This is a genomic window from Thioclava sp. FR2, from assembly GCF_051200875.1.
Classification (GTDB): domain Bacteria; phylum Pseudomonadota; class Alphaproteobacteria; order Rhodobacterales; family Rhodobacteraceae; genus Pseudotabrizicola.
This window is the reverse complement of the sequence record NZ_CP195191.1, coordinates 2316034-2338968: the sequence shown is the minus strand read 5'-3', so window position 1 is coordinate 2338968 and position 22935 is coordinate 2316034. Positions and strand designations below refer to the sequence as shown.

Here is a 22935-nt window from a genome sequence, read left to right as displayed (position 1 = left end):
GGAAGATGCGGAATCCATGCCAAGGCGATAGCAGAAATCGATTATCTTTGACGAGTTCAAGAAGATCTCAGAGACGGGCAGGTTTTCCCTTACCGCAGCAGTAGCAGTGAGATGCATGCCGATCGACCAAGGGTTCTGGTCACATTCAGGGGCGGTATCAGGTCAAGGCGCCACGCATTTGCCGCTGCGTCTGCAATGCCAATTTGGATTTCTACTTTCGTGGGTCATTCTCACCGCTGTCCGCGTCCAAGCAGGTTGCCGGGAACTCTATGCCAATCTGGCAAACATTGTGGATAGCCTGGCCAAATAAGGCTGGCGATACCGCAAAAGTCTTCCGATCTTTTCGTCCTGTGCAGAGGGCCGCGAAGACGACTTTGGCGACAGAGGGATGGAAAGACGCCGGGTAATGAGATGTCCACCCAAAGGCCCCATCACGTTGCCTTCGTAGGGGCCGCCTTTCTAGATGGAAGGTTGACCGGCGCATACCGCAGGGCCATAGCCTGACCCCCAAGTTTTCCACACTCCCTGCGTGGAAATAAGATTCTCTCGCAAGCCGTTACTGCGATGTTTGCACCGGCCAACTCTGCGCAAAAGGGTGTCTTGGCCTTCTTCGCGGCTAACACTTTTCTGACAATACAATGGTATAGACCCTACGCCAAATGCGTCGGGGTTATTTCATTTCAACGGGTTGGGTGGGCAATTTCGGATTGTGGTTGTCGATTTATTGGCATTTTAGAGCTGTCAAATGAAAACTTTGATTCATTGGTCGGGAAGCGCCAAGTTCGTCTTCGCAAGGAGACCGACAAATGCAACTTTTCGCTTCCCAGACGATCACACAGCGTCAGTCAATGGTAGTCAATGCCCAGCTTCAGCAGGCCATTCATTTGTTGGCGATGGGCAATTCGGACCTAGCTGCTTACATTGAGCAGCAGGCGGAAGAAAACCCGTTTGTTGAAGTTGGGAAGTTTGAGCGTCGTTCGTCGGATCGCGTCGCTGCGCTTCCTACTGCTGGTAAGGCAAGCGACACGGAGTGGGATCGGATTGGCGCTTTGGCTGCTGATCCTGGACCTTCCTTGTACGCGCATGTTTCGGCAGAAATCGAGAAGATGGGGCTCAACGGAAAAGACCAAGCACTCGCAGTTGCTTTTGCCGACGCTCTGGAACCGTCTGGTTGGCTTGGATTAGATTTGGCGTCGGTTGCAGCTTCGGTCGATGTGTCAATCGAGACAGCTGAAGTGATGCTGATGCGCCTTCAAACGATCGAACCTGCGGGACTTTTTGCACGGAACTTGGCCGAGTGCCTCCGCTTGCAGGCCGCGGATTTGGAGATCTTAACGCCGCGTTTCAACACCATTCTCGCCAACCTTCCAATGCTTGCCTTGGCTGATTTGAAGGGTTTGGCACGCGTTTGCGGATGCTCTCTTGATGAGCTGAAACTTGATTTGCGCGCTTTGCGGGGACTGAATCCAAAGCCGGGTGCGAAGTTCGAAACTTTCATAGCGCCGCAGCGGGCGCCAGACCTTATCATTATGCGTTCGCAGGACGGTTGGACTGTCGACATGAACCGTTCGACGCTGCCAAAGGTTGTCGTTCGCAATATCGATGCAGAAGAACTCGCTAAGTCAAAGGGGCCCATGGCAAAAGAAGCGGGTTCCTATGTCGGCGAACGCCTGGCTGTCGCCAAGTGGCTTGCTCGTGCAGTCGAACATCGGAATATGACCATTCTCAAGGTCGGCGCTGAAGTCGCAAGACGCCAGACCGCCTTCTTGGAGTACGGTGCTTCTCATATGAAGCCGATGATCCTTCGCGATGTAGCAGATGCCGTTGGGGTGCACGAAAGCACCGTCAGCCGCGTCACTTCTGGTATGCTGGTTCAAACTCCGCAAGGTACTTTGCCCCTCAAAAGCTTCTTCTCGACTGCTCTGGAAAGCTCAAACGGTGATGAACCCGGCTCGGCATTGGCTGTTCGTCATCGAATCCGTCGCCTGATACAGTCGGAAAACTCAAACAATCCGCTTAGCGATGATGATATTGCCCGACTGGTATCTTCGGAGGGAACTGTCCTCGCGCGTCGAACTGTTTCAAAATACCGTGATATGTTAGGTATTCCTTCCTCCACGATGCGACGCCGCCAAGCAGCTTTGGCCGGTCAAATCTGATTATTTGTTTCTTATTTGGTAACCTTCGATTTTTACATTTGCCGCTGCAAAGACTAAAGCAGCTTCGATGACAACTTTGCGAAAGGCTTAATGGGCGGCCTTCTCCGAAGGAAACCTTAGCCGGTATCTGAAAGCTAAAAGACGGCAACATGGCCTGCTACCGGTTTCGTGGACAGCAGGTTAAGCTAGCACAGCGCGGGCCTCGAACTCCATGGGGCTGAGGTAGCCCAGTTTGGAATGCCGCCTGCGCGGGTTGTAGAAGCGCTCGATGTAATCGAACACGTCAGCACGGGCTTCGTCGCGGGTGTGGTAGACTTTGCGGGCTGCGCTCGGTCTTCAGCGACGAGAAGAAGCTCTCCATGGCAGAGTTGTCCCAGACGTTGCCCGCACGGCTCATTGAGCAAGTGATGCCGTTGTCCGCCAGAAGCCTTTGAAACTGATCGCTTGTGTATTGCGATCCCTGGTCCGAGTGATGAAGCAGCGCGTCAGCCTTGCACCGTCGCCACACGGCCATCATCAGCGCGTCCATGACCAGTGATGCATCCCGGTCTGCCTTCATGGACCATCCGACGACGCGCCGCGAAAACAGGTCCAGAACGACAGCGACATACAGCCAACCCTCGGCGGTCCAGATGGAGGTGAAATCGGCCAGCCACTTCTGGTTTGGCTTATCTGCCTGGAAATCGCGGTCCAGAATGTTGTCGGCGATGACCGACCGTTCGCCGTCGTCCGTCGGCTTTCCACGGCGTTTGGGGCGTGCCCGCAAGGCGTTGATCCGCATCAACCGTTCGATCCGGTGCAGCCCGCAGGCAAACCCTTCTTCCAGAACATCACGCCACACGCGGCGGGCACCATAGGTCCGGTCGCTGGCCTTGAAGCTCGACTCGATCGCCGTGACGAGCTTGTCGTCATGGATATCGCGGGCGCTGGTCGGCCGGTTGAGCCAGGCGTGGAAGCCGGAACGCGACACATCCAGCACGTCGCACAGACAGCTGATCGGTCAGATGTGGCGGTGTTTGGCAATGAAGGCGAACCTCATGTCGCCTCGCGCGCGAAAAAAGCTGCCGCTTTCTTCAGGATGTCACGCTCCGCACGAAGACGTGCGACCTCTTTCTTCAGCGCTGCAATCTCGGCCAGATCGGCCCGCATCTGCCCGTTCCCGGGAAAGGCTGCAGCTGGCGCCGCCGTCAATTCCCGCATCCAGCGCCGCAGCACGCTCTCCGCCAGATCAAGGTCACGCGCGGCCAGAGCCACCGCCACGCCCCGGTCCGTCACCAGCCTTACGGCCTCGATCTTGAACTCACGGCTGAACTTCCGTCTCGTCATATCCACTCTCCAGTTCCTTGGTCACGATCTTATCTTCGTGTCCACGAAACCGGCAGCAGGCCAGAGGCGAACTCCTTGACCAGATTGTTGAGGTGATCGGAGAACCTATTCTCTGTGATCGAACCAACATTAGGCATCGTTTTGGTCGCTTGGAGTTCGCTTGAAACAAATGGTGGAAGTGAGGCTTCTATTCTCGAAATTCTTATTACTAGACCGTCAGACGGCCTCTGCCATAGACATCAAGGGCTGAGAGAGGCAGTCCATGTCGATGACAATGTCCTGTGCGGTGATTTGACTGTCGGCATAGAGTACGATTGCGCGTTGAATGACGTTTTCAAGCTCACGAACGTTGCCATTCCATTTATGGCCACAAAGCGCGGACATCGCCTCGGCGGTGAGCAATGGCAAGGTGCCCTGATTACCCAGATGTCGACGGATAAGGCTTGCAGCAAGTACTGGAATGTCATCTGGGCGGTCAGACAGCGCTTTGGTTGCCAAAGGAAAGACGTTAAGGCGATAGTACAGATCTTCACGGAAGCGGCGCGCGGCCACTTCTTCAGCCATGTTTCGGTTTGAAGTGGCTATGATGCGTATATCTACGGCAACTTCGGCCTGAGAACCAATTGGCGTTACTGTGCGCTCTTGAAGTACACGCAGCAGTTTTGACTGCAAACCCATCGGCATTTCCGAAATTTCGTCCAGTAAAAGAGTGCCGCCGTCGGCGGCACGGATAAGTCCTTTATTGGCAGCTTGTGCGCCAGTGAATGCACCTTTTTCATGCCCAAACAGAATGGCCTCCAACATATTTTCTGGAATAGCCGCGCAATTGATTGCAACGAACGGCGCGTTTGCACGTCGGGAAGCCGCGTGAACTTGACGAGCGAGAACTTCCTTCCCGCTGCCGGTTGGACCATGAATGAAGACAGTTACGTCTGTCTTTGCAACGCGGGCAGCCAGATCAAGCAACTGGCCAGTCGAAGGATCCGCGGCGACCATGGATTGCAGCCCGGAGGCGACGATATCTGTTAGGTACAAAAGAGCGCAGTCACGAAGATGGGGCGGTGTGCCGGTTTGTGTGGGCAGAGAGACACGGAGGATCCGACCGCCAAGATCCTCGGTTTGCTCGATGATTTCTGCCTCTTCAGTGACAATCACAATCGTTTTGGCACCATATTGGCGCGCCAGTTCGACGACGCCACGCAGACCGCCGATGGTCTTTTCATAAAGTCCGGAAAGAACAAGCACCTGGCATCCGCCCACCGGCTTGTCTCCGCAAGACGCTCCGATCCGGCGACGCCCAAGCATCAATGAGAGGGCTGCAGATGTCGACATCGACGTCTCGATGATGTGAACCAAGGGCATTCTGGTCTCCGTAGGTAACTTTTGAAGACCTAAAAGCAGGAGTCGTGCCAAAGTGAGAAGATTTCTGATTTTTTAGTGATCACCACTAAAATTATCGAAGAAATTTCCGATGTGATTGGTCGATCAATTATTACTGTCGGATTTTTGCACAGAGATGTGTCAAGGAACGAGACTCAAATCAAATTCAGACATCGTACTTTCGTATGTGTGGCAGATATTAGTCATAGCCGTAAGATAGATTATCTATTTTCACTAGGTTTCCGCAGAAGATCGCAGCCTATTTATCCGAACGGATATGCGAGTATAACCCGTTTGTATGCATTACATATATTGAGATTTTTCCGTTTTAGAATCTACGCCTAAAAGGAGTGGCGTTGATCCGCGATTTCCAAAACTTACCATCGTAAATTCCCAATCTCTTATGCTGCGCGAAATCTCGGAGAGGCGTGGCATCACTGGGTCGACTTCACTTACCAGCGAACAGCCCGTTAGCCAACTCTGGCAACGCCCGAATTAAGCAGGAGACAGCTATGCAAGGGGCAACAATGATCCAACCGAAAGAAAAGGATGGCAGCAAAGCGATGCTGACCACTGAAAACCTTGACGATACGTATTTTTGTTTCTTGTTAGGCGAGGAAGACTATGCTGTCGGCATCCGACAGGTCGTCCAGATTGTCGGACTGGAGCGTGTAAATCAGAAGGCAATCATGATCCTGGATGCCGCAGTTCTGACTTCGGATTGCGAGCTTGTCTTGGATGACGCAGGCGCGACGAGCAAGGATCACGGCAGATGCGGGTAACAATCCTCAATCCACAAAGCGGGACGGGTAAAACCACGACTGCATTATATCTTTCTATTGCCTTGGCCCATGAGGGGGTTTCAGTTCAGATTGTGGATCTGGATCCCAAAGTGGTGCTTTCACAAGCGTTGGTGAGCAGTGGCCAAATGCTCACTCCTGTCGAACCTGCAGTATACGAGCAAAGCAAGAAAACGAAAAATCTCCTCGGTTATCCCTCCGTCGAAATACATACCGTGGATAAACACGAGGCTCTTGCCGCCGAAGTAACACAGTTTTTGCCATCTCATCGGGGAAAGTGGCAAATTCTCGATACATCCTCTGTGGCTGCAATTGGACATCAAGCTTTGATTAGCGATAGCGATATCGTCCTTATCCCGGTGAGGCCAGAGCCTGTTGCCCTTCATACCATGAATGATTTGGTGTCAGATCTTCAGGCGATCGGTATGCCTTTGTCTGCTCTGCGCATTCTGATTTCACAATACTCGAACCGCATTTCGCAACACCGCGTCACGCGATCAAGGTTGATCGACAGGTTTGGATCGCAAGCTGTAGTTCCGGTCGTTATCAGGACTTCAAGCAAACTTTCCGTGATCGGAGATTCGACGGGCGTTGTATTTCAAGATGCGCCGCGCAGCACAGGCGCCAGCGACTATGCCCAACTTGCTCGATCGCTTCTGTCCGAACAGGCTCTTTGGCGCGCGATGTGAGACATTAGAAAGACGAAAGAGGCTACGGACAATCTCACGCTGGCCATACGCAAAAATGCTCTCGAATGGTAAGACGAAGTGACCTTTGTCAACCCTTTGTCATCTTGGATCAAACCTATGTTCAGAACCCTTTTGGGTTGCCTGGGATAATAATGCCAGATCCCTCTTCGCCGTAACGGCCAATCCAAGTTACGTTGGCTCCGTCGATGACCAGCTCCCAACAGGACGCAGGGTCGCCATCGTAAGACAGACACAGCCGTTTGCCGTCGATTGTCCAGCTTCCCGAATAATCACTGGACCGGATTTGGCCATCAACTGCAAAGAACTCTTCGAAACCGCCCGACGCAGCCATCGTTCCCTTCACGGTATTCCCGGAAATTGCAGCAGCGATCCCTGCGCCCGAACTTGTGGTCTGCGCATTGGCCGATGAAATCGAGGATACGCCCACGCACAAGACAAGAAAAGATATGGTTCGGGCCATCGTCATTGTCTCCCAGTCACGCCAGACTAAGGAAATTCCCAAATCAGTCAAAGGCTACCAAGAAATTGGGTGCAGCTGTCGGAAATTCCAAGGGTAACTAGCAAGTCCATCAAGGATTTTCGGGACTCGTCGTCCCAATTTGCCCGCCGCGAACCGAAAAGCGTCGCTTGGCTTGAATGAATCAATCCATCCCCCAAAATTTTCAGGTGGTTCGCCCGAAGCGTCTCGCCCGAAGACGTTATGTCCGCTACGGCTTCTGCGGTAAGGTTTTTGACCGTACCTTCAGTGGCACCTTGACTATCAACCAATTGATAGTCGGCAATTCCATTCTGAGTTAGAAACTCGCGCACAAGGCGATGATACTTCGTTGCAATCCGTAAACGGTGCCCATGTTTGGCTCGGAACTGGGCGGAAACGGCATCAAGATCGTCCAAGACTTCCACATCTGCCCAGCCGGTTGGCACAGCGATGATCAAGTCCGCGTGCCCAAATCCCATGCTGGCCAGCTCGGAGACCTGCATGTCCCAATCAGCAAGTTTTTCTCGCACCAGATCGCTGCCGGTAACACCTAGGTGGATGCGCCCGGTGGCCAGTTCCTTGGGAATTTCACCAGCTGACAGGAGAACAAGCTCAGCACCAGAGATACCTTCGATCTGACCAGAATACTCGCGCTCGGCACCGGACTGACGCATTGGAACACCCCGCGCGCCGAACCAGTCAAAGGTCTTTTCCATAAGCCGTCCTTTCGACGGCACTCCGATCTTAAGCATCAAAGCGCCCCCCTCAGACGGGCCGTCAGGCCGGGGCGCAATACTCCGCCGACGGCCGGGATAGACCTACCCTGACCCAGAACAGCAGTTAGCGCGTCATATCGCCCCCCAGTGGCAATCGGCGGCATGTCGACTTCCCCTTCGGCATAAAATCCAAAGACGAAACCATCGTAATATTCCATTGTCGTACGGCCGTAGCTGGCCTCAAATTCCAGCGATTCAACCGTGATTCCGCATGCTGCGAGCCGGTCAATCCGCATGGCCAGCCGCTCAACCGCGGTGGTGAGCGATGGTGTGGTGGTTGCCATCTCCTGCAACCTGCGTAGCGCGGAGGGGCAGGTGTCCCGCAGTGCCAATACCGTCTCAAGGCGGGAGATTTCCTCGGCGGAGATGGGAGGAAGGGCGGCATCCTCGGCCAAGGCAGCCAAGCGCTCCTGCACCTCATCTTCGCCCCGCTGTCCGGTTTGCACCAGCCCGGCTAGCAGATCCTCACCTGCGGCCATTCGTGCAAGCATCTTTTGGCGGGCTTCCGGCACAGGCGCTCGTCCGCCAAACCTGTCAAGCAGCGCGCGGAACCGCCGGGGCCGCCACAGGTGGCGCAAGAGCGCTGATTTCCGCCGATCCGACGTGTTCAAACCCATCACGGCGGCACGAAGTATGCCGATGTCACCCGTTGCAGCTCGCAGGCCGAGCGGAGCCAGCAAGCTTTGAAAAAGGGCAAAGACCTCAGCATCTGCGGCCAGCGGATCAGTGCCGTCAAACACCTCATAGCCGACCTGCACATATTCGCTCTGCCGCGGGCCCAGATGGACCTGTTGGCGGAAAACTTCGCCCATATAGCAGTACCGGGCAGGTTCTGCCCCGTGTTCCATGTGCGCCTGCACGACGGGAACTGTAAAATCTGGGCGCAGCATCATCTCGCCACGCACTGGATCTTGGGTCACATAGGCGCGGGCGCGAATATCTTCGCCATAAAGGTCAAGCAAGGTCTCTGCTGGCAGCAGGAGGTCTGCTTCAACCGGTTGGGCCCCCGTGGCAAGAAGGGCAGTGAAAAAGCCTTCGGCCTCGGCCCGTATGGCGGTTTTCGGTGTCATTGGGCCAACATCTTGCGAACTTCGGTCACAAGATCGGCACGGGGCACTTCGACCTGTGCCGGGCGACCCTTCCATTCTTCCAGTGTTGCGCTTACAGCGATCTTGGCACCCAAAACCAAATCCTTTAGGATCACAGTCCCAGACGCGTGTTCATTGCCGCCTTGAATGACAGCTACGGGCGACTGGCGCTTGTCAGCGTATTTCAACTGATTGCCAAAGTTTTTGGGGTTGCCCAGATAAACTTCGGCTCGGATGCCCGCTTGCCGCAATTCGCCGATCATCGCCATGTAATCAGCCATACGGTCGCGGTCCATCACCGTCACAACCACTGGCCCCGCTCCCTCGCCCCGGGTGCGGCCCTTGGCTCGCAGCGCGGCTAGAAGACGGTCCACGCCGATGGAAACCCCGGTCGCCGGAACTGATTGGCCGGTAAAGCGCTTGACCAAATCGTCGTAGCGACCGCCCCCTGCGACCGAACCAAAGTTGCGCGGGCGCCCCTTTTCATCGGTGATCTGGAAGGTTAGCTCGGCCTCATAGACCGGGCCGGTGTAGTAACCCAGACCGCGAACAACGCCGGGGTCCAGCATGATCCGATCAGCGCCATACCCTTGCGCATCCAGCAATCCGGCGATTGTCTCCAGTTCCGCGACGCCCTCGGCTCCGATGACTGAGGTGCCGATCAATTCTCTTAGCCTCGCGACAGTGGCCATCCCTGTGTCGCGCCGCGCCGAGGTAAAGCCCATCACGATTTCCGCCTGTTCGGCCCCAAGGCCAGCGCCCTTGGTAAAGTCACCGGACTCGTCCTTGCGCCCCTCACCCAAGAGGGCGCGTACACCCTCATCGCCAAGGCGGTCGATCTTGTCTATGGCACGCAGGACGATGCCGCGCTCTTCAGCGAAGCGTTCGGGATTCGAGGGGGCCAGCACCCCAGCGGTCTCCATCACGCCGTTTAGAACCTTACGGTTATTAACCTTCACAACATAATCGCCGCGCGGGATTCCTACTGTTTCCAAGGCATCTGCCAGCATGGCACAAATCTCGGCATCTGCCGCGACCGATGGCGCGCCAACGGTATCGGCATCGCATTGATAGAACTGGCGGAACCGGCCTGGCCCCGGCTTTTCATTGCGCCAGACCGGACCCATAGCATAGCGACGGTACGGGCTAGGCAGGTCGTTTCGGAACTGTGCAGCGACACGGGCCAGCGGCGCTGTCAGGTCGTAGCGCAGTGCCATCCAGTCTTTTTCTTCATCCTGCCATGCAAACACACCCTCATTCGGGCGGTCAACATCGGGTAAGAATTTGCCAAGCGCCTCGACCGTTTCGATCGCACTGGTTTCCAGCGGATCAAACCCATAGCGATGATAGACCCCGGTGATCGCGTCCAGCATCGCCTTGCGTTCAGTCACTTCCGCGCCAAAATAGTCGCGGAACCCCTTTGGCGTTTCGGCCTTGGGACGGCGGATTTTTCCATCAGACATGGCTTTGGGCCCTTCGTTCTCTGGCTTCGTTCCTGTAACGGATGGAAAAAGGGGCGGCAAGCGCATCGCGAGGACAAGATGGATCGGACTGCACTTCTAGAAGAACGGATTGCACATCTGACCCGTGCAGTTGACGACCTTTCCGATATCGTGACCACACAAAGCAAGGAAATTGATCGCCTTACGAGGTTGGTCGCGCTTTTGGTCGAACGTGAGGCTGAAAGAGAGTCGCAGGGATTCGATGCGCCAGCAGCCAATCAAAGACCGCCTCATTGGTGACGAGCACGCAAGCCGACTGTTGGATCGCTGTCGGCTCCGCATTAGACGCTCTTGTAATCACTGAATTTCCTCAGGTTCCTTGGCGGCAATCACGAAATTTGACAGTGCGCGCCCCAGTTCCTTTAGGTGCCCTTCTTACTGCGCAAGCGCCAAAAGAGGCAGAAGTTCTTCCGCCACCTAAAATCAGCCGGTGGGGAAGGTCCATTGGCGCCAGATGGAAGTAACTTCGGTCTTGAACAACCTTCCGCTCCGGCGATCCCAGAATCGATTGCTGCGGCGACAAAGCAGCCGTAATGTCAGCTTATCTGAATAAAAAAAGACCTCCGCTTTTGACGGAGGCCTCTTGGTCTTGTCGTCTCTGCTAACGCTTAGTGAACACGCGTTGCATTCAGGGTCTCCGCAACTTCTTGCGAAAGCCCCAACTCAGCATTGATTTCCTCGACACTAACGCCATTGCGGGCCATGTTGATGGCTTGCTCGACCATCTGCTCACCCGTCAGCCAGTCGATTTCCGCCCGGATCGAAGAAATATCTGATCGCAGGGCGTCAAAACGAGCTTGCTGGGCTTCTTCCATCATGGCGAACATTGTCGACAGGCGATCTTCTCCTTCGCGAATAAGCTCCGCGATATTGCTTTCTGCGCCATTCGACGTTGGCATCTGCATGCGGGTCTTGAGAAACTGGGTCATGGCAATTCCCAAGGAAGTCAAACTTGCAGCAAGGGCGAGAACCATAGTGATTTCGGGCAAACCGGCGTTCATATTCGTCATTATTCCTCTTTATCGAGCGACTTCCAGAAAGCTCTGGAAGAGGCTGTCAGTGATGGCCCGAAGATCGATAGGGTAGCGATTTTCCGCAATCGCTTGTCGAATGCGGTTAACCGACACGTTGTCAATCGGAGGGCCGGCCTTCAACTCATCAGGTAGCGACGTTGCCGCTGAACTGATCATGACGTTGTCCATTGCCCTTGAAAGCGCAGCAGACTCGGTGCGATGCGATACGGCTCCCTTTATTCTGCCGCTTACTTGGGTGGTCTCGGGATCCAAACGCCGGATGCCGGTTTTCCAAGCTGAGTGGGATACAGGTTCTACCATGGTGCTCTCCATCTGAACCCCATTACGACCCATTTCCAAAAGGTTTTAGAGGGACCTCGACGATATCCTTCTGATTCACGCTGGCAGCTTCGATAACCTCGGAAGTGGGGTTTTCGACCTATACAAGATCGATGAGTGCGCCATTTCGGCAATCTCGAGTGCTTTGGCAGTAGAAATAACTTCCGCCTGTCAGGGCTCGACGGAAGGCAAATTGTGGTTGCAAACAGAGAGTCTTTCACCAGAGGGGCTCAAGGAAATCAAATAGCAGGCCTGAAATCGAAGAGCGATCACGTCGTGTCAGTTCTGACAGTCGGCCCCAGGTCGCCGAATTTCCCAACAGCGCACTGCGCACAAACGGAGGCGGGAGAAGCCTGTCCGCAGGGCTAGACCTTACCTTTTGCGACGTCGTCGGCACTGACAAGTCACAGATGAATGCGTTTGTCGAAGCAAAGCAGTGCCCTTCCCGTATTGACAGCAGCCGTGGAATTTTTGGGACGATTTCTGTCCCGGACCGAAAAACTTTGGCACGAAAGCTGCAAGAGGAGGCCGACGAGACAAAATACGAAAGAGCGGAGGCTCAGCGATGACCTTGATCGCCAAAGAATACACAGAACAGACACCCAGCCCAGATGAGCTGGTCGCTACGCACATGAACCTTGTGCGTAAGGTTGCTTGGCAAATGCATGGTCGAGTCGGCCGTATGATTGAGATCGAAGACTTATTGCAGGTCGGGTATATTGGTCTGGTTGATGCAAGCCAAAGATACATTCCGAAGCCGGGTGTGAACTTTGCTGCATACGCCAAAATCAGGATCAGAGGGTCGATTGTCGACTATCTGCGCGCAAACGCCAGCATGTGCCGCGCTTCGATCGCGATGCATCAAAAAGTAAAGGTTGCTACGAGCCAGCTCGAACAAGAGCTTCATCGTTCTCCAACGGGCCCTGAACTGGCTGAACGTCTGGAAATTTCGATCCTGGAATTGCACGGCTGGCAAAGCCAGTTCGCGACTCAACAACCCAAAAGTCTGGACGAAGTTTACTCAGATCATTCCGATCTGTTTAAAGACAATTCGGCCAGCGCCGAGGATCTGTACCAGCAGGATGAACTAAAGGGATTGTTGCGAGTTGCACTGGAAGGTCTGCCGGAACGCGAGGCTCTGGTTCTTCAGCTTTACTATGTTGAAGAACTGAACATCTACGAAATCGCAGAAATCCTGAGCGTCACGACTGGTCGCGTTTCGCAGATCAAGAAGAGCGCCGTCGAGCGGCTTCGCAAAGGCATAGCAGAAAGACAAGGGGAAGCTGCCTAACGACCCTTTATAGCCTTCGTCAGGTAAAAACCGCCGTGATCTACGTTGCTGTGGCAGCATGTGCCATTCGCAGACCCCGAGCGCGCACGTCCCGAGAAATGCGCTTCTGGAAATCAGGGACAAGCTGCTTGCCTGCGGCAATGTCTACGAGCAGGCAAGACTGAACTTGAATGGATTGGGGATATTCGCCCAGCCTTCTTTTGGGTCCATAGAAAACTCTGGATCTGGGCCGATCATACGACCCCACCTGCTTTCATGGTCTCTGAACAGGGCAAGCCAATCGTCCGTGTTCTTGTCCATCCGGAAGGACGGCTTCCTTTCCTCATCGCCATCCATAATTTCAAAGTGTTGATCGCTAAACCGCAACAGCGCGTCGGGTTCTGCCTTCGCTAAAGACAACCTTTTCACCGCCAATGCGTCCCAAGCCCACAATTTGCCGCCTTCTCGACGCTCATCAGCAGTAAGCCGAATGCATACTTGATAAAGCCCGTTACCGAATGAGGGGGTGCACCATTAACGAAAGCCGCAATTTCAGAGAGCGTCGCAAGCATCCTTTTGCACCGACAGCGGGATCTTCATCTAAAGTGATCGTACTGTCTGAGTGGTGCTTGACTGAGGCTCGCGTCCATTTTCGTCCAATCCTGCAAATATATTGGCAACATCTCCAGCATTTTGTGGGATTTGGGGCCTGCCTTCTTTCACCCAAGATGGGATTTCCCAGATTAACAGCTTCACTGGCCCAAGATTTTGGGGCGGCCCGTTCTGGACAGGACATGGCCGGCATGGCAAAGAGACCGCAACCTTAGGGGAAAGCACCGATGGCAAATGTCCGTCCTCAGCCTGTCATGTCGGCAGAGCAGATCGCCTCATCTCAACAAGTTGCGACGCGAGTGCTTCAGACTGAAGGAGAGGCACTTTACGCACTGTCTCGGTCATTGCCGCCCGATTTCCCGCGTGTCATCGAAGCAATCTTGGCGGTCCCCGGCAGGGTTGTGCTGTCCGGCATTGGAAAGTCTGGTCACGTCGCTCGCAAAATTGCAGCAACCCTTGCATCCACTGGAACGCCTTCTTTTTTTGTGCACCCGGCAGAAGCCAGTCATGGTGACCTCGGGATGGTCACACCGCAAGACATTTGCCTGCTTCTGTCCAACAGCGGTGAAACAGCCGAGTTGCGAGACCTGATTGCACATTGCGCGCGATTTGACATTCCATTGATCGGCATGTCGAGGGATGAGGCGAGCGCCCTGATGCGTTCTTCTGATTACAAGCTGACGATTCCAGATCTACCGGAAGCCTGTTCCATCGGGATGGCGCCCACGACTTCTACTACATTGATGATGGGATTGGGCGACGCCCTTGCTGTCGCATTGATGGAGACAAGGAAATTCAAGCCCGAGGAGTTCCGCGCTTTCCATCCCGGCGGCAAACTTGGGGCTCAACTGACACAAGTCCGACAAGTCATGCATGGGGCCGACCGCTTGCCGCTGGTTGAGGAAACCACGCCCATGCAAGATGTCATTCTGGCGATGACGGCAGGCGGCTTCGGAGTGGCTGCAGTCCTAGACGTTACGGGGGGGCTGATTGGTGTCGTCAGCGACGGAGATCTGCGTCGCAATATGAAAGGCATTCTGGATAGAACGGCGGCTGATGTTTGCACTCGCCATCCGGTAACGGTGACGCCCGATACTCTGGCCGCCGAGGCATTGGCCTTGATCAACAAGAACAAGATCGGTGTTCTCTTTGTTTGCGAAGGAAATCGGCCGGTTGGCATTCTGCACCTGCACGACCTTCTGCGTATTGGAGTGATGTAAAGCGCTATGGCCCAAAAAATCGTATCCATTGGCGAAATTGCGATTGGTGATCGAAACCCTATCTCGCTGATCACAGGCCCGTGCCAACTTGAAAGTCACGATCATGCTCGCATGATCTGCGAAGGCCTGCTCGAGGCCTGCTCGACGACGGGAACCAAGTTCATTTTCAAGGCCAGCTACGACAAGGCAAATCGCTCCAGCATTGGAACTGCGCGTGGCTTGGGTATGGAGAAGGGTCTACAAATCCTGTCGGACATCCGCTCAGAATACGGAGTGCCTGTGCTGACTGATGTCCACGAGCCGTGGCATTGCGCAGAAGCTGCGAAGGCGGTTGATGTCCTGCAGATCCCGGCATTCCTATGCCGCCAGACCGACCTGCTTTTGGCAGCCGGCGAAACTGGGTTGGCCATAAACATAAAGAAGGGCCAGTTTCTTGCCCCTTGGGATATGAAAAACGTGGCTGCCAAAGTCGAAAGCACCGGAAACCGCCGGATCATGCTTTGCGAGCGTGGCACCTCCTTTGGCTACAATACCCTTGTGACCGACTTCCGGGGACTGCCAACGATGGCGGAAACGGGATGGCCGGTAGTCTTTGATGCCACGCACTCGGTACAGCAGCCCGGCGGCCTTGGTGGGTCTTCCGGGGGACAGCGTCAGTTCGCACCGGTCCTCGCCCGTGCAGCCTGCGCGGTTGGTGTTTCAGCCTTGTTTATCGAAACCCATCAAGACCCTGATAATGCGCCTAGTGATGGTCCGAACATGATCCCCTTGGCGGAAATGCGCGCATTGATCGAACGTCTTTGCGCGTTCGATCGGCTGGCCAAAGGACTTTGACGATGGACGCATGCATCATCATCCCGGCCCGATACGCAAGCACGCGCTACCCGGGCAAACCTCTTGTGACTTTGGCCGGGGCGAGTGGAACGCGTCGCAGCCTGATTGAACGCTCAGTGATCGCGGCTCGTGCAGCCTCGCAGGGGCAAATTCCTGTCTACGTTGCGACGGATGATGATCGGATCGCTGATGAAGCAGCGAGGATTGGTGCCGACGTCATCATGACGTCCGACACGTGCAGGAACGGAACGGAACGTGTCGCCGAAGCCGTGCAAAAAGCAGGCATTACGGCTGACATCATTGTTAATCTTCAGGGTGACGCACCCCTGACCCCTCCACACTTTGTAACGGCGCTGATCAACGCGCTGCGCCAAGACCAGGATTGCGGAATGGCTACTCCCTGCCTGCGCTGTGATGAAGAAACTGTCCGCAATCTGTTGGCTGACCGAGCAGCCGGACGCGTCGGCGCGACGACTGTTGTTTCCGATCAAATGGGCCGCGCGCTTTACTTTTCCAAAGAAGTGATCCCCTTCACGAATGGAAAGGGCGTTGTTGATGGCGTTGTGCCAGTTTTCCACCATGTCGGTGTGTATGCCTATCGTCAGGCTGCATTAGAGGCCTATGCCCAATGGCAACAAGGGCCGCTTGAAACGCTGGAAGGATTGGAACAACTGCGCTTCCTCGAAAACGGGCACCCGATCAAAACGGTCGAAGTGTCGGCGCCGGGGGCCGTATTCTGGGAATTGAACAACCCGTCTGATGTCAGTTTGATCGAAGGCTACTTGGCGCGGATGGGGTGGGAATAGCAACGCGCCGTTCAGTTCGGCGGTTGGCGGTATCGCCTTCCTTGTTTCCGTGCCATGAACGATCCTTGACATTTCCTTTGATAGGACAAGTCCTCGCCCCGATCCTGCCCGATTTCAGGTTCAAAACAGACCTATCAACCCGATTGTGTCTGCTGGGGGAAAAATGGATCGTCTTACCGAAATGGAGGCCTTTGCCACGGTCGTTGACCAAGGCGGCTTCACCGATGCGGCCAAGAAGATGGGCATTTCGAAATCTGCCGTTTCGAAGCACATCTCGGCACTCGAGGCTCGCCTCGGTGCAAGGCTTCTAAACCGCACAACAAGGCGGGTTAGCCCGACAGAAATCGGTCTGGCTTATTACGACCGCGCCCGCCGCGTGCTCAATGACGCCGGAGAGGCTGATGCGCTGGTGACCAGCATGCAGTCCGCCCCGTCGGGTCTTTTGCGGATCAGCGTGGCGACGGACTTTGGCGTCAATCTCTTGTCGCCGATCCTCGGTGATTTCCTTCTGGAATATCCCGACATCACGGTGAACATGGTTCTGAACAACCGTTATGTCGAACTGATCAGTGAAGGCTTTGATATGGCCATTCGTGTCGGCGAGCTTGAAGACTCGACGCTTAGGGCTCGTAAACTGACCGACACGACCAAGCGGATGATCGCCTCACCCAGCTACTTCCAAAAGTTCGGTCGACCGATGAAAATCGACGATCTGAACGATCACAAGCTTCTTCACTATTCTAACCAAGCCAACGGTAACGTTTGGAAAATCACCGCCCCATCGGGTGAAAAGCGCCAAGTCCGAACCGCTGGCTGGCTGACGGTGAACGATGGTCAGTCGCTGTTGAATGCCGCGATTTCCGGGCTTGGTATCGCCTATCTCCCCAGCTTCCTTTACGCGGATGCCATGCGTCAGGGTCTGGTCGAAGAAGCCCTGCCGGGTCTTCCAACGGAAGTCCTGGGCATCTACGCGGTTTATCCGCCCGGGCGCTTCACGCAGCCAAAAGTGCGCGCCTTCATAGATTTCCTTGCCCGACGCTATTCAGACAAAGGCCCGGACAAGTGGTAATGACAGCCTGAGTGTTCCCTTCACGGCTGAAACTGGGTCGAAGTCACCATGACTTCGACCCTCCTGTTTGCGCGACGCCCCTCTTCGGTCAAATTGCTGGCGATTGGCGCGAGATACCCCGCCCCTTCTGCCTCGACTTGTGCTGCTGAAACGCCATGTTTCTCGATCAGGTACTGTCTGACGGATCCGGCGCGCTTCTTTGAAATGGCAATATTTACATCCAGCCCGCCCGAAGCATCCGTATGTCCAACGACGGCAATTTTCAGTTTGGGATTTGATTTCAGCCATCCGGCCAGTTCATCCAGCGACGGATAGGTCTTGTCTGGCAGCGTTGTGCTGCCCGAGGGAAATTCCAGCCCATCAAGAATTGTGCTTCCTCCTGTCAACAACTTGTCACCCTTCAGCGGTTCAGCAGAGGGCGTCGGGGTCTGGGCTGTAAAAGGTGTCTGTATGGGCTGCGGTAAGGCTGGGCTTGCGGTTTCCGACGACGGTTCTGCGCCGTTTGTTACGCCCGTCGCGTCCACTTCAATAACCTGCACGAACCCAGCGGTCGATGATCGGCTGATCAAAAGGGTGACGGCCTTTTCCCCTTTTTCTGCGGTCAAGTAGCGGTAATCGCCAAGATCTATATGCATTTCTGGTTCGGGCAGCACCGGCGTGGCAAAGCGAAAATCGAACCCGCCACATTCAAAGCTTTCACAGGCAAACAATACCGCAAAACCCTGGCTCTCCAGTTGGTCACGCAGCGGAACCAGTAAATCCATCGTGCTGCGGATGGGGTTCTCTGTCTTCCAGGCGGTTTTTGTAACACGTCCTTCCAGAGTTTTTCCCGGGATGCCACCATCGCGGAATGGTCCAAGAGGCAGAGTATAGCTGGCAAGAGGCTCGGTGAGCTGAAAGACGGCCTTGCTCTCGGCTGGCATTTCCAGTTGGGCGCCGTTCGCCCCTGCAGGGTGCCATCCGGTCAGGAAAGTAACCGCCACTACATGCCAACTGTGCTTGGCCACTCCGCTCAAAATCCCTTCCCTTCCACGCTATCGCATACGGTAATGATATTGCCCCGTAACTGCCATTCCCAATGATGTGTAGAGAGCGCGAGCGGGACTATTCGCCACGGTTACGACAAGACTAAGACTTTCTGCCCCGTTGTTTTGCGCCCATTCTGCGGCCTTGTGCATAATATTTCTGGCCGATCCTTGGCGGCGCGCTGATTGGGCCACTTCCAAGGCATGAAGCATCGCAGCATTTCCCTCGGCGGCGACAAAGGCGACCCCTGATGGACGGTCATTCGTGCGCGCCAATATTGCTGTCTTGGGTCCGCTTACACGCTTCATGACATCCCAGCGGGCCGGACCAATCCCACCTTCTGACCAAGTGTCAAAACAGACTGCCAACGGTGGCCAATGGGCAAACGCCGCCATCGGAGAAAGCGAAGCATCCAGCAACTGCCCGACGGGCGCACTATAGGCAACAACAGGATCAACAACACGATAACCCCGTGCCTGAAGCGCCTGATCCAACAGCACGTCCGGTTCGCGGATCAGGAAGAGGGGTGTTTGTCCCAGATCTTCCATAGCCTTTTCCGCAAAAACTATTTCTTCGTCCACCCATTCCCCATCAGCGGTTGCCGCAGAGACCCGTTTCCCACCGCCTTTTCCATCGCGAATTGTCCAAGGGCCAATACGGACTCTGGATGCCGGTGGCCAAGTCGCTTCCATCAGATCTGCAAGCGCCGCGGGGTTCATTTGAAAAGCCGAACCAACTCGCCCATCGCAAGATCAATTTGACCTGCGTCGGTGCCCCTGATGACTAAGTTGGTGCCATGAGCCCCGTTGTGAATGAACGGATAAGACCCCATAGAAAGATCCGGGAACCGCATCGCCAGCTTGCCAAAGGCTTCTGCAATATCTCCTTCGCCTCGCTCAACTCGAAGAGATTGACTTAGCAAAGGCGCGCCGCCTGTTATGGTCGGCATGACACTCGCCACCATTGCTTCAAAGATCTTCGGAACGCCCGCCATCACATAAACATTTTCAAGTGAGAAACCCGGCGCCGTACTTACCGGGTTGTCGATCAGCCGCGCACCCGCCGGGATCCGGGCCATCCGTTGCCGCGCTTCGTTGAAAGGCAGACCAGAGCGGTCATAATGCGCCTGCAGCAGTGCCATCGCATCTTCCCGATGGTCGATGGACACTCCAAAAGCCGCGGCCATCGCATCTGCCGTGATGTCGTCATGCGTGGGGCCAATCCCTCCACTGGTAAAGACGTGATCCCAGCGCGCCCGAAGTTCGTTCACAGCCGCAACGATTGCGCTCTGATCATCGCCAACGACCCGCGCTTCCATCATGCGAACGCCGTGCTTGGTCAATTCACCCGCAAGAAAATGCATGTTTGAATCGCGCGTGCGTCCGGACAGAATCTCGTCACCGATCACAAGCATTGCCGCTGTCGGGTTCTGCATTTTGGGGCCTTTCCTCGTAGTTTGTCCTTTGGGTATAGACCCGGACCGGTTTCGTGCAAGATCCTTGTCCTGAGGGAAAAGACCCATTGCTCTGGTCAAAGCGGGCTGGTTTCCTTATTTAGGCCTTGGAAATCGTAGGAGCGACAGGTGGAAGAGACGGGCGGTCGGATCACACGGGACGGAATCCGCATTTATGAACAGGCAGATTTTGCGGGTATGCATGTCGCTGGCAAAGTAGCTGCAGAAATTCTTGATCTGGTCACCGCCTTGGTTAAGCCCGGCGTGACAACAGGAGAGATCGACGATTTCATCCGTGCCGAGATCGTAGCCCGCGGCGTGACCTCTGCCACGATTGGCTACAAAGGTTACCAGCATGCCTCTTGTATCTCGGTCAACCATGTGGTGTGCCACGGCATCCCAGGCAGCAAAGTCCTGTCAGACGGCGACATTCTGAATGTTGATGTGACCGTCATCGTAGATGGTTGGTTCGGCGATACCAGTCGTATGTATGTGGCTGGAAATCTCTCACGAAAGGCCGAGAGATTGATCGAAGTGACCCACGAAGCCCTCATGCGGGGTATCGAGGCAGTGAAGCCTGGCAACACATTCGGTGATGTCGGCCACGCAATTCAAAGCTTTGTCGAAGCGAACCGGATGAGCGTCGTGCGCGATTTCTGCGGCCATGGCTTGGGTCGGGTTTTCCACGCTCCGCCTAATGTCTTGCACTATGGCCGCCCGGGTTCGGGGCCTGTCTTGGAAGAAGGCATGTTCTTCACTATTGAGCCCATGGTGAACCTTGGCCGCCCAGAGACCAAAGTGCTGGCGGACGATTGGACGGCAGTTACCCGGGACAAGTCGCTTTCCGCGCAATTTGAACATTCCATCGGTGTCACCGCCACGGGGGCTGAAATTTTCACACTGTCTCCAGCCGGGAAATTCCATCCAACTTGGGGATAAGGCGTCGAAAGGTGGAGCCTTATCGGGTCTTGGTCAATTGATGACAAACTCGGCGTGGAGCGCACCTGCCGCGTGAATGCTTTTAAGAATATCAATCATATCGTTCGGGGCGACGCCCAAGGCGTTTAGACCCGCGACCAATTCGGACAAGGATGTGCCGCCGCGAACTTCGGCCAGCCCTACGCCTGGATCGGCCTGAATTTCAGCAGTGCTGCGGGGAACAACGACCGTCTCCCCTGCGGCAAACGGGTTTGGCTGGACCACCAACGGTGCTTCTTCCACGCGCAGAGTCAGATTGCCTTGCGCGACAGCCACGCGGCTAATCCTTACGTCTTGTCCGATAACGATAGTCCCTGACCGCTGGTCAACAACGACGCGGGCTTTGGTCTGCGGTGAAATCGGCAAATTCTCGATTTCACCAATGGCGTGCGCGGCTGATCTTCTGCCGGTGGCGGCGATGTCTAACTCAACCGTCCCGGCATCAAGCATCGTCGCGACCCGCCGCCCGAACTCTTTGTTCAGCCGAGTTTCGATAAGCGCCGCCGTCGTGAAATCAGAATTGCGAAGCGCAAGGCGAAGCGATTGTAGACTTGTAAAGTCGAAATCAACCTCCCGCTCCACCCGGGCACCGGCTGGGATGGACCCTGATGTTGGTACTCCCTGAACTGTCCGGGCCGCCTCTCCCTCCGCAACGATCCCCCCGGCGATGACAGATCCTTGGGCCACGGCATAGATCTGGCCATCTGCGCCGTTCAGCGGGGTCATCACCAACGTGCCGCCAAGCAGACTTTTTGCATCACCGATCGCCGACACAGTCACATCAATCCGAGAACCAGCCCTCGCAAATGCAGGCAACTCTCCTGTCACAAGAACCGCAGCTACGTTCTTGGGCCGAAAAGCCTCTCCCGTGACGTTTACGCCAAGCCTTTCCAACAGATTGGCCATCATTTCTTCGGTGAAAGGCGAGTTTCGAATGCCGTCTCCGGTGGCATTCAACCCGACAACAAGCCCGTATCCCACCAGATCGTTTCCGCGAACACCGTCAAATGCCACCAAGTCTTTAAGCCGAACTTCCTGGGCCGATCCGGGAACCGCAAAAAACAATGTGCAGACAAGCGCGAAGAAGCTCTTCATCTTAGAAAATCCGCGAGAGTTAGGCGGGAGATACGCGCAGTAACCGAGTAGACCGTTTCTAGGTTGGTGCGAACGGCTTCTAATTCCATTGCCGTCTGTGCCGGATCTGCCGTGACGATCTCGGAGATAGCGATTTGAAAAGAAAGATCCTCGGCCTGATAGCGCGATTGAAGGCCTGCAATCCGGCTTTGATCCGCTCCGATCCGGGACGCAAGATCCGTCACATCGTCTTGACCTGAATACAACATCGATAGGGCGCGTTCCCGCAGGGACATTCGGTCAGCACCAGTCGGGGTCAGCGCTGGGTGATCTATCAAGGATGCCAAAGCCAGTCCTGCAAGGGCCGCCTTGATCTTTGGATCCAGCGCTGTTGTTCCCGCGACCGTCTGACCTTCAGGGGAAAGAACTGCCGGTGGCTCAGTTGCTTGCCCTTGATACGCAAAGCTCTCAAAGCCTGCAGGATCGTCAAACCAGTCAGAAACAATCCCCGCGATCTCGTCAGCGGTCCTTGCGCTGCTGGTCAAGCTGTTCAATTCCCCAATGATAAGTTTGCCATCGGCGATGGCCTTACCGTTCGTTGCCATCCCGGCAAACAGGGGGCGACCAGCGATCTGCGTGTTCAATTGCTGGATCGCTTCGGAAAAAAGGGACCGCGCATCGTCAGCAATGCGTTTGACCTGAGAAAATCCGGAATCTTGCGATGCAAGGCCTAATGCCTGCATCGCAGACGTCAGGTGCTGCGATACGACACCAAGAACCGATTGTCTTGCGTCCAGTTTATGGGCGGCATCACGGCTGGCTGCCAGAAAGCCCTGCGAAAGCGCGCGCGAATGCTCTAAGGCGGAAAGCGTTGTCAAATCGCCGGCCACGCTCGCCGCGACATCGGCTTTGCGCCCGGACGCCAATTCATCAGACAGGCGAAGGGTTTGCGACTTCAAACTGCCGATGCGTGATTTTAATAAATAGGATTGCGCAAGATCACCGAAGGATACGCCGCTCAT

General features: G+C 55.2%; 23 protein-coding genes and 2 pseudogenes. 11 read left to right on the top strand and 14 right to left on the bottom strand.

From position 1 onward, the window contains the following. Positions 1–241: 241 nt before the first annotated feature. Both ACSBLW_RS11415 and rpoN read left to right on the top strand, forming a co-directional pair. Positions 242–504 (top strand): annotated as a pseudogene (locus ACSBLW_RS11415) (ISKra4 family transposase); the annotation flags it as partial. Positions 505–806: 302 nt separating this feature from the next. Then, the gene (gene rpoN, locus ACSBLW_RS11410; RefSeq protein ID WP_435256744.1) at positions 807–2159 is read left to right on the top strand and encodes an RNA polymerase factor sigma-54; all 1353 of its coding nucleotides are present in this window, start codon (positions 807–809) and stop codon (positions 2157–2159) included. A 180-nt stretch (positions 2160–2339) separates the two neighbouring features. Here the strand turns inward: rpoN and ACSBLW_RS11405 are convergent. Further along, positions 2340–3485, bottom strand: a pseudogene (locus tag ACSBLW_RS11405) (IS3 family transposase). 216 nt (positions 3486–3701) lie between these two features. Beyond that, the gene (locus ACSBLW_RS11400) at positions 3702–4847 is read right to left on the bottom strand and encodes a sigma 54-interacting transcriptional regulator (RefSeq protein WP_435256743.1); all 1146 of its coding nucleotides are present in this window, start codon (positions 4845–4847) and stop codon (positions 3702–3704) included. A gap of 545 nt (positions 4848–5392) precedes the next feature. Between ACSBLW_RS11400 and ACSBLW_RS11395 the strand changes: the two genes are divergently transcribed. Together ACSBLW_RS11395 and ACSBLW_RS11390 are read left to right on the top strand one after the other, a co-directional pair. Continuing rightward, the gene (locus ACSBLW_RS11395) at positions 5393–5647 is read left to right on the top strand and encodes a hypothetical protein (RefSeq protein WP_435256742.1); all 255 of its coding nucleotides are present in this window, start codon (positions 5393–5395) and stop codon (positions 5645–5647) included. Beyond that, positions 5638–6354, top strand: a complete 717-nt coding sequence (locus tag ACSBLW_RS11390) for a ParA family protein (protein WP_435256741.1) — start codon at positions 5638–5640, stop codon at positions 6352–6354. Before ACSBLW_RS11395 ends, ACSBLW_RS11390 begins: the two co-directional genes overlap by 10 nt. A gap of 121 nt (positions 6355–6475) precedes the next feature. Here the strand turns inward: ACSBLW_RS11390 and ACSBLW_RS11385 are convergent, their stop codons facing one another. The 4 genes from ACSBLW_RS11385 to hisS are packed head-to-tail and all read right to left on the bottom strand — an operon-like array spanning position 6476 to position 10180. Next, a complete protein-coding gene (locus tag ACSBLW_RS11385) occupies positions 6476–6835 on the bottom strand; it encodes a hypothetical protein (protein ID WP_435256740.1) in 360 nt (119 codons plus the stop codon). 47 nt (positions 6836–6882) lie between these two features. Further along, a complete protein-coding gene (gene hisG, locus ACSBLW_RS11380) occupies positions 6883–7608 on the bottom strand; it encodes an ATP phosphoribosyltransferase (RefSeq protein WP_435256739.1) in 726 nt (241 codons plus the stop codon). Then, positions 7605–8699, bottom strand: a complete 1095-nt coding sequence (locus tag ACSBLW_RS11375; protein ID WP_435256738.1) for an ATP phosphoribosyltransferase regulatory subunit — start codon at positions 8697–8699, stop codon at positions 7605–7607. The genes hisG and ACSBLW_RS11375 overlap by 4 nt, the downstream gene beginning before the upstream one ends. Continuing rightward, complete coding sequence (gene hisS, locus ACSBLW_RS11370; RefSeq protein ID WP_435256737.1) at positions 8696–10180, bottom strand: histidine--tRNA ligase; 1485 nt, start codon at positions 10178–10180, stop codon at positions 8696–8698. The genes ACSBLW_RS11375 and hisS overlap by 4 nt, the downstream gene beginning before the upstream one ends. Before the next feature lie 78 nt (positions 10181–10258). Between hisS and ACSBLW_RS11365 the strand changes: the two genes are divergently transcribed. Next, positions 10259–10459, top strand: a complete 201-nt coding sequence (locus ACSBLW_RS11365) for a SlyX family protein (protein ID WP_435256736.1) — start codon at positions 10259–10261, stop codon at positions 10457–10459. A 368-nt stretch (positions 10460–10827) separates the two neighbouring features. On the opposite strand, the gene ACSBLW_RS11360 is transcribed toward ACSBLW_RS11365, so the two are convergent. Both ACSBLW_RS11360 and flgM read right to left on the bottom strand, forming a co-directional pair. Next, positions 10828–11229 (bottom strand): hypothetical protein, encoded by a 402-nt coding sequence (locus tag ACSBLW_RS11360; RefSeq protein ID WP_435256735.1) that lies wholly within the window; start codon positions 11227–11229, stop codon positions 10828–10830. Between the two features lie 9 nt (positions 11230–11238). After that, a complete protein-coding gene (flgM, locus tag ACSBLW_RS11355) occupies positions 11239–11553 on the bottom strand; it encodes a flagellar biosynthesis anti-sigma factor FlgM (protein WP_435256734.1) in 315 nt (104 codons plus the stop codon). A gap of 583 nt (positions 11554–12136) precedes the next feature. On the opposite strand from flgM, the gene ACSBLW_RS11350 reads away from it, so the two are divergent. Continuing rightward, positions 12137–12862 (top strand): sigma-70 family RNA polymerase sigma factor, encoded by a 726-nt coding sequence (locus ACSBLW_RS11350; RefSeq protein WP_435256733.1) that lies wholly within the window; start codon positions 12137–12139, stop codon positions 12860–12862. Positions 12863–13006: 144 nt separating this feature from the next. Here ACSBLW_RS11350 and ACSBLW_RS11345 read toward each other — a convergent pair whose 3' ends face one another. Next, positions 13007–13294 carry a hypothetical protein gene (locus tag ACSBLW_RS11345; protein WP_435256732.1) on the bottom strand — a complete coding sequence of 96 codons (288 nt, stop codon included), beginning with the start codon at positions 13292–13294 and terminating at the stop codon, positions 13007–13009. A gap of 386 nt (positions 13295–13680) precedes the next feature. Between ACSBLW_RS11345 and ACSBLW_RS11340 the strand changes: the two genes are divergently transcribed. The 4 genes from ACSBLW_RS11340 (at position 13681) to ACSBLW_RS11325 (ending at position 17382) form a co-directional block, all read left to right on the top strand. Next, entirely contained in the window at positions 13681–14673 is a 993-nt protein-coding gene (locus tag ACSBLW_RS11340; RefSeq protein WP_435256731.1) for a KpsF/GutQ family sugar-phosphate isomerase, read from the top strand. 6 nt (positions 14674–14679) lie between these two features. After that, positions 14680–15507 carry a 3-deoxy-8-phosphooctulonate synthase gene (kdsA, locus tag ACSBLW_RS11335; protein WP_435256730.1) on the top strand — a complete coding sequence of 276 codons (828 nt, stop codon included), beginning with the start codon at positions 14680–14682 and terminating at the stop codon, positions 15505–15507. A gap of 2 nt (positions 15508–15509) precedes the next feature. After that, a complete protein-coding gene (kdsB, locus tag ACSBLW_RS11330; protein ID WP_435256729.1) occupies positions 15510–16313 on the top strand; it encodes a 3-deoxy-manno-octulosonate cytidylyltransferase in 804 nt (267 codons plus the stop codon). 163 nt (positions 16314–16476) lie between these two features. Then, positions 16477–17382: a LysR family transcriptional regulator gene (locus ACSBLW_RS11325; RefSeq protein ID WP_435256728.1), complete on the top strand. Its 906-nt coding sequence runs from the start codon at positions 16477–16479 to the stop codon at positions 17380–17382. Positions 17383–17402: 20 nt separating this feature from the next. Here the strand turns inward: ACSBLW_RS11325 and ACSBLW_RS11320 are convergent, their stop codons facing one another. From ACSBLW_RS11320 to ACSBLW_RS11310, 3 genes are read right to left on the bottom strand one after another with little or no spacing between them, the layout of a single operon-like run. Beyond that, a complete protein-coding gene (locus ACSBLW_RS11320; RefSeq protein WP_435256727.1) occupies positions 17403–18389 on the bottom strand; it encodes an OmpA family protein in 987 nt (328 codons plus the stop codon). A 27-nt stretch (positions 18390–18416) separates the two neighbouring features. After that, positions 18417–19127, bottom strand: coding sequence for a GNAT family N-acetyltransferase (locus ACSBLW_RS11315; protein ID WP_435256726.1), 711 nt, complete (start codon positions 19125–19127; stop codon positions 18417–18419). Beyond that, positions 19124–19843, bottom strand: coding sequence for a competence/damage-inducible protein A (locus ACSBLW_RS11310; protein ID WP_435256725.1), 720 nt, complete (start codon positions 19841–19843; stop codon positions 19124–19126). The genes ACSBLW_RS11315 and ACSBLW_RS11310 overlap by 4 nt, the downstream gene beginning before the upstream one ends. A 147-nt stretch (positions 19844–19990) precedes the next feature. Here ACSBLW_RS11310 and map point away from each other — a divergent pair, with 147 nt between their 5' ends. Further along, positions 19991–20800 carry a type I methionyl aminopeptidase gene (gene map, locus ACSBLW_RS11305; protein ID WP_435256724.1) on the top strand — a complete coding sequence of 270 codons (810 nt, stop codon included), beginning with the start codon at positions 19991–19993 and terminating at the stop codon, positions 20798–20800. Between the two features lie 33 nt (positions 20801–20833). On the opposite strand, the gene ACSBLW_RS11300 is transcribed toward map, so the two are convergent. Beyond that, positions 20834–21934, bottom strand: a complete 1101-nt coding sequence (locus ACSBLW_RS11300; protein WP_435256723.1) for a flagellar basal body P-ring protein FlgI — start codon at positions 21932–21934, stop codon at positions 20834–20836. Further along, the gene (locus tag ACSBLW_RS11295) at positions 21931–22935 is read right to left on the bottom strand and encodes a flagellin (RefSeq protein ID WP_435256722.1); all 1005 of its coding nucleotides are present in this window, start codon (positions 22933–22935) and stop codon (positions 21931–21933) included. The genes ACSBLW_RS11300 and ACSBLW_RS11295 overlap by 4 nt, the downstream gene beginning before the upstream one ends.

Excerpts from the sequence above, each read along its gene's own strand:
- kdsB (WP_435256729.1), top strand. The coding sequence starts at position 15,510 with ATGGACGCATGCATCATCATCCCGGCCCGATACGCAAGCACGCGCTAC.
- ACSBLW_RS11360 (WP_435256735.1), bottom strand. The coding sequence starts at position 11,229 with ATGACGAATATGAACGCCGGTTTGCCCGAAATCACTATGGTTCTCGCC.
- ACSBLW_RS11365 (WP_435256736.1), top strand. The coding sequence starts at position 10,259 with ATGGATCGGACTGCACTTCTAGAAGAACGGATTGCACATCTGACCCGT.
- rpoN (WP_435256744.1), top strand. The coding sequence starts at position 807 with ATGCAACTTTTCGCTTCCCAGACGATCACACAGCGTCAGTCAATGGTA.
- ACSBLW_RS11315 (WP_435256726.1), bottom strand. The coding sequence starts at position 19,127 with ATGAACCCCGCGGCGCTTGCAGATCTGATGGAAGCGACTTGGCCACCG.
- ACSBLW_RS11340 (WP_435256731.1), top strand. The coding sequence starts at position 13,681 with ATGGCAAATGTCCGTCCTCAGCCTGTCATGTCGGCAGAGCAGATCGCC.
- ACSBLW_RS11385 (WP_435256740.1), bottom strand. The coding sequence starts at position 6,835 with ATGGCCCGAACCATATCTTTTCTTGTCTTGTGCGTGGGCGTATCCTCG.
- ACSBLW_RS11400 (WP_435256743.1), bottom strand. The coding sequence starts at position 4,847 with ATGCCCTTGGTTCACATCATCGAGACGTCGATGTCGACATCTGCAGCC.
- ACSBLW_RS11375 (WP_435256738.1), bottom strand. The coding sequence starts at position 8,699 with ATGACACCGAAAACCGCCATACGGGCCGAGGCCGAAGGCTTTTTCACT.
- ACSBLW_RS11395 (WP_435256742.1), top strand. The coding sequence starts at position 5,393 with ATGATCCAACCGAAAGAAAAGGATGGCAGCAAAGCGATGCTGACCACT.
- hisS (WP_435256737.1), bottom strand. The coding sequence starts at position 10,180 with ATGTCTGATGGAAAAATCCGCCGTCCCAAGGCCGAAACGCCAAAGGGG.
- ACSBLW_RS11390 (WP_435256741.1), top strand. The coding sequence starts at position 5,638 with ATGCGGGTAACAATCCTCAATCCACAAAGCGGGACGGGTAAAACCACG.
- ACSBLW_RS11295 (WP_435256722.1), bottom strand. The coding sequence starts at position 22,935 with ATGAGCGGCGTATCCTTCGGTGATCTTGCGCAATCCTATTTATTAAAA.
- kdsA (WP_435256730.1), top strand. The coding sequence starts at position 14,680 with ATGGCCCAAAAAATCGTATCCATTGGCGAAATTGCGATTGGTGATCGA.
- ACSBLW_RS11350 (WP_435256733.1), top strand. The coding sequence starts at position 12,137 with ATGACCTTGATCGCCAAAGAATACACAGAACAGACACCCAGCCCAGAT.
- flgM (WP_435256734.1), bottom strand. The coding sequence starts at position 11,553 with ATGGTAGAACCTGTATCCCACTCAGCTTGGAAAACCGGCATCCGGCGT.
- ACSBLW_RS11300 (WP_435256723.1), bottom strand. The coding sequence starts at position 21,934 with ATGAAGAGCTTCTTCGCGCTTGTCTGCACATTGTTTTTTGCGGTTCCC.
- ACSBLW_RS11325 (WP_435256728.1), top strand. The coding sequence starts at position 16,477 with ATGGATCGTCTTACCGAAATGGAGGCCTTTGCCACGGTCGTTGACCAA.
- ACSBLW_RS11310 (WP_435256725.1), bottom strand. The coding sequence starts at position 19,843 with ATGCAGAACCCGACAGCGGCAATGCTTGTGATCGGTGACGAGATTCTG.